At 58.4% G+C, this 4,322-nt stretch carries 4 protein-coding genes and 2 pseudogenes; 3 read left to right on the plus strand and 3 right to left on the minus strand.

Annotated elements, in window-relative coordinates:
• Nucleotides 1-652 precede the first annotated feature (652 nt).
• Complete coding sequence (locus AWB66_RS34950; protein ID WP_268811172.1) at nt 653-775, plus strand: hypothetical protein; 123 nt, start codon at nt 653-655, stop codon at nt 773-775.
• 77 nt (nt 776-852) lie between these two features.
• On the opposite strand, the pseudogene AWB66_RS33425 reads toward AWB66_RS34950, so the two are convergent.
• A pseudogene (locus AWB66_RS33425) lies at nt 853-945 on the minus strand (ATP-binding protein); the annotation flags it as partial.
• Between the two features lie 1,065 nt (nt 946-2,010).
• Between AWB66_RS33425 and AWB66_RS32050 the strand changes: the two are divergent.
• Together AWB66_RS32050 and AWB66_RS32055 are read left to right on the plus strand one after the other, a co-directional pair.
• Nucleotides 2,011-2,499, plus strand: a complete 489-nt coding sequence (locus tag AWB66_RS32050; RefSeq protein WP_087633996.1) for a hypothetical protein — start codon at nt 2,011-2,013, stop codon at nt 2,497-2,499.
• A 341-nt stretch (nt 2,500-2,840) separates the two neighbouring features.
• Nucleotides 2,841-3,010, plus strand: a pseudogene (locus AWB66_RS32055) (helix-turn-helix domain-containing protein); the annotation flags it as partial.
• A gap of 330 nt (nt 3,011-3,340) precedes the next feature.
• Here AWB66_RS32055 and AWB66_RS32060 read toward each other — a convergent pair.
• Complete coding sequence (locus AWB66_RS32060) at nt 3,341-3,928, minus strand: hypothetical protein (RefSeq protein WP_087633997.1); 588 nt, start codon at nt 3,926-3,928, stop codon at nt 3,341-3,343.
• Between the two features lie 103 nt (nt 3,929-4,031).
• A partial coding sequence (locus AWB66_RS32065; protein ID WP_125469882.1) for a DUF2950 family protein occupies nt 4,032-4,322 on the minus strand: 291 nt, incomplete at its 5' end.

The following is a 4,322-nucleotide window of genomic DNA, read 5'->3' on the forward strand; positions in this document are numbered from 1 at the left end:
TCGTCCTGGGTTTGCGTGGCATACATGCTCCTCGAACTACATGTTATGCCTCGCACACAAAATTTATGACAGGCCCACAAAAGCTGCTTCTCTTGAGAATTCCTGTCGGGTCGACCGCCGAAAGGGCCGCTGTTCGGGAGAGCCTTGATAATCTAAACCTCAACTTTTGCTACTGTTCCCTTTACGGAGATTGCTTTGATGTCGCCCAGCAGTCGGACGAGACCAATGAGGGCTCGTGTCGGTTCGACGGGACAATAAAGATATTTGGTCGATATATTCGGCTACAGTCGCCTTTTTCGAATCGGCTCGATTCAAGCGTCACACATGGCCGGTAAGTAACTGTGTGCGCTGCTTGTCCTGCGCGTTGGCGACGCTTGACTACGAGGTGAACGGCCGCTTTCTACATGCCTCAAAGTCTGCTCCGGGTCGTGAAGCTCTATCGTTCAGCTTCCCTTTGGCGCGCAGCGGACAGTCGTTCACCTAAGCGCGATCAACGGGATGTTGCGTATGCAATCGTGGAATGATGCACGGACAATCGAGGCCGGAACGCCTGCGGCGGGAGCATGACGGAAGTGACCCAGCGAACCGCGTGCAATTCTTCCGGCCTGCTAGACTGGAAATTCCCCTGCAAACACAAACCATGGAGAGAGACATGACGACCGTCTACGTCGTGAAGACCGGCTCGCAGTTCCTCTGCACCGCCGAGGACGGCGACATGGGTTTGGCACCTGCGGTCGAAGAAGCACTTCCTTTTTGCGGATTTCGGCGATGGTGATCAGTCGTTTCGGCGAACGTGATCAGTCTGGAAGGTGGTATTGCGCGGTCAATGGATTATAGCGACGGTGATCACGATCAGGCGTCAGCGGACTCGGATTTCGTTTTCTTTCTCATCGAATCGCCCTTGACCAGAAGCTTGTGAGCCTGATGCACGAGCCGGTCGAGAATCAAGAGACCCGGCGTCAAATATGCGGCGCGGCAAGCTGAGGCATTACCGGTACTTGCAAAGTTCCGTCAATGGTTGGAAGGCAACGTCGTCGGTTTGCCGGCTCAGGCACCGCTCGCCAAAGCGTTTGGCTATACTCGAAATGCTTGCAAGGCCGATTCCGTTGCCGAATGGTCTTGCGGGCCGGGAGAGTTTCACCAGGCGGCATTTAGATCTGCCGAAAATAACGGGGGGATTCTCGTACTGACTTGTATCCCGTCCACCGGTGCAGGCAAATAATCGATCCGGCAAGGGGAAGCATCAGGCGGAGGCCGGCGATTAGCCGCCGGTCGAGGTCGTCGTCCAGATGGGCAGGCCGAGGTCTTATCCGTCCTCGCTCAATGGCCGCTCTCCGGCGGCCGAATCGCGGAGGGCATTGCCTCAACCGGGCCACGAAGCGACATTCGGTGGCAACGAAGCTCGGCGAATCCGGCGACTGTTGTACCGCTGGAAGCGGTCATTTCAACGAAAAAATGCAGGTCGCGCGAAGCGCACCGCCTGGTCCGTCCCAAAAAGAGGCCCGCCGGGGCGGGCAACGACTGAGAGGACGCATTCTACGTGTAGCGTTAAATCTAAACGGACAAAAGAAGGCCCGCGCAGCGGCGGGCCAAGATTACGATCTGCAACGCGTCCCCAAGACCAGAGACGCATCTCCATAGTAGCAAAAAGAAAGCCCGCCAACAGGGGCGGGCGAACCATCGCGCTTAAACGCGAGGGGACCAAATTATGTTGTAGCAGACTCGCTCCGCAATGCAAGGCGTATCGGTTATCCCCATACGAAAGCCCCGGTGCACAGCGGCCAACAACCGGCCTATGTCAATCGCTGATCACCTAGCCGCCTAACCATTCAAGCACTGACGAAGTACGGCAGATCAGAGTGCCCTTCACAAGCTGTTCACCCGCTGGTACGTCAGTTGCTATTCGTTCCGAACGCATCCTCGGTCTGGGGTAAAGAGTTCGCGCAGTGCATTGAGACGGAAAAACAAGCTTATTTGGCGCGTACGCCAAAACCACCTGAGAAACGGCGTATGCGATACCAGATCGGCGATGCCCCCAAGCTTACGGAGTTGCTTCTGTCAGGTTTTACGGACGTAATACAGCCCGCCATAGAGGAGGGTTTGAACCGCTACCTCTGGCGGCACGCGCGCTTTGGTTACGCGGAGCAACTTGCGGATGCAATAGATGACGTGCGTTCGGGGACAGCCGGCCACTTTCTTTATCATAAAAGGAGCGGCCTCGTTTTTGCGCATACGGAGTTTGGCTTTCATCAGTTATTGCTCGCTCACCTTGCTGCCCTCCACAAAACCGATTTTTGCCGCGAACACGTCAAATGGAACGTGCAGCAGTTTCAATATGCAGATCCGATGAGACAGCTTGCCGATGACTGCATACGTGAGGGATACGGTTTGTTTCTGTCGTCGGTTTCGAACGGAAGGCACGTCACTGTCGGACGGGCGTTCACGTGGGAACCGCTCGAGCTAGCCGCCTTTGGCAATTTCGAACGGGATATCATCTGATCTGCACGCCGTCAGTCAAACTACAAGCGTGCTGAACGTCCGTAGGAGACGGTTATCCGGCCATTTCAAGCGGGACGCGTTGAGGGACCATTTTGGGTCGGGTAGCGCCGACCGGCGCCGGGCGGACAGCCTCACACCCAAGAGCGCAGAAGCGATGACAAAAGCCCCGCTCGGGAAGAACCGGGGCAAGACTTGGAGGCAAACACCCGAAGCTGCGAAAGGCTTATCTGCGGTGGACTAGACTAAATCTGACAGTGGTCGGTTTCTCGTGCTGATGCGCGTTGGCGCGGAGGGCGTAGCCCGAAGCGGTGACGCGCGCGGCGAACCGCAAGGAGTCCACCATGACTCAGGAACAGAAAGTCATCCGCGCCAAGGTCGGCATGCTCGATTGGCCCGGCAGTTGGGCAATGTCAGCCAGGCCTGCCGCGTAATGGGATATTCCCGCGACCGCTTCTACCGCTTCAAGGAACTGTACGATAAGGGCGGCGAAGCCGCCCTGCAGGAAATCTCACCGGCACGGAGACGAGACCGAAACTGAGCGTCATCGACGCGATCGAACGGGCAGCCATAGGAACCTCTCGCGTAGTTTATCTGGCCGGCCACAACTCGCCGCGAGTAGGGCGGCGCAACGGCTAGGCGGCAAGGCCAACGGGCGATTCGTGCAAATAGGTGCCACGAACTGGCCCGCCGCGCGGCCTGGACCCACGGAGGGCGGCGTCCGGCGGCTTGCCCGCTGTTTGCAATTTCGGCAAAGGAGCGGAAAAGTGTGCACTAGGCAACCGTCGACGACGCGGCACGGCATGGCACCCGATGACAGGGCGCCGTGCCGCCGCGGGTAGCCTTATTTCTTGGCTGCAGGTTCCACGGATATCGCCAGAGCCTCCGTATAGACGGCTTCCACCTGATCGCCCTTGTGGATGCGCTTCAGACGTTCGGGATCTTCTACCTTCAGATCCACCGTGTTGCCTTTGGGTCCCTTGAGCGTGACCGTCTTTGTCTTTTGATTCACGGCGACCACGTCCGCGACGATCGTGACCTCCCGGCCGATCTTGCCACCCGGCTTGGCGCCGGGAGCCGATCGCTGCTCCGAACCCTGCTCGGTGTGCGACGCTATCCCCTTCTCATTCATGAGGCTGACCGTCAGGGACTCGCTATACGCCACGGTCACGACATCGCCCAACGCGATCTGGTCGAAGTTGCGCGCCTCCTCCGTGACCTCGAGTTCGACGATCTTGCCCTGGCGCGTCTTGAGCGTGACGGTGCGCGTGGCCCTGTCGATGCCCACCACCGTCGCGGTCATTCTGGTGAGGCCTTTGACGGTCGTCTGGTCCTGTCCCTTCGTGACTTCGACATCCGTCTGCGGCTGAGCCAGTGCAACCTGCGCAAGCAATGCAACGACGACAATCGCGAGTCCTTTCGTGGTCTTCATCCTGGTTCTCCCATGAAAAATGCTTGTCGCCCTGATTCGAAAGTTGGGCGGTCCGTGTTGCCAGCGGGGCATTGCCCCGGCTCATCGAGTTCGGTCGACGCGATCAGGAGCGCTCATCCACGCGCGTCCAGGACGAGTCCGGATCGAATTCGGTGACGGGTGCCGGAGCCCGGCCACGATCCTTCTGATAGATGACGCCGTTGTTGTTGACGATGAACGTCATCACGCCGCTCGTGCCGTACTCGGCGGGAAACGCGACGATCGCGAAGCCGGCGATCATCCTTCCGTTGATGACATAGCTGTACGCTCCTCCAGGGGCGCTCTTGCCCTGCCGGGTGAGAATGCGATAGTGATAACCGTGATACGCATCGCCCGCACGATGTTCCTTGAGATG

Origin of the sequence: Caballeronia telluris (genome assembly GCF_001544495.1) — a bacterium.
GTDB classification, from domain to species: domain Bacteria; phylum Pseudomonadota; class Gammaproteobacteria; order Burkholderiales; family Burkholderiaceae; genus Caballeronia; species Caballeronia telluris.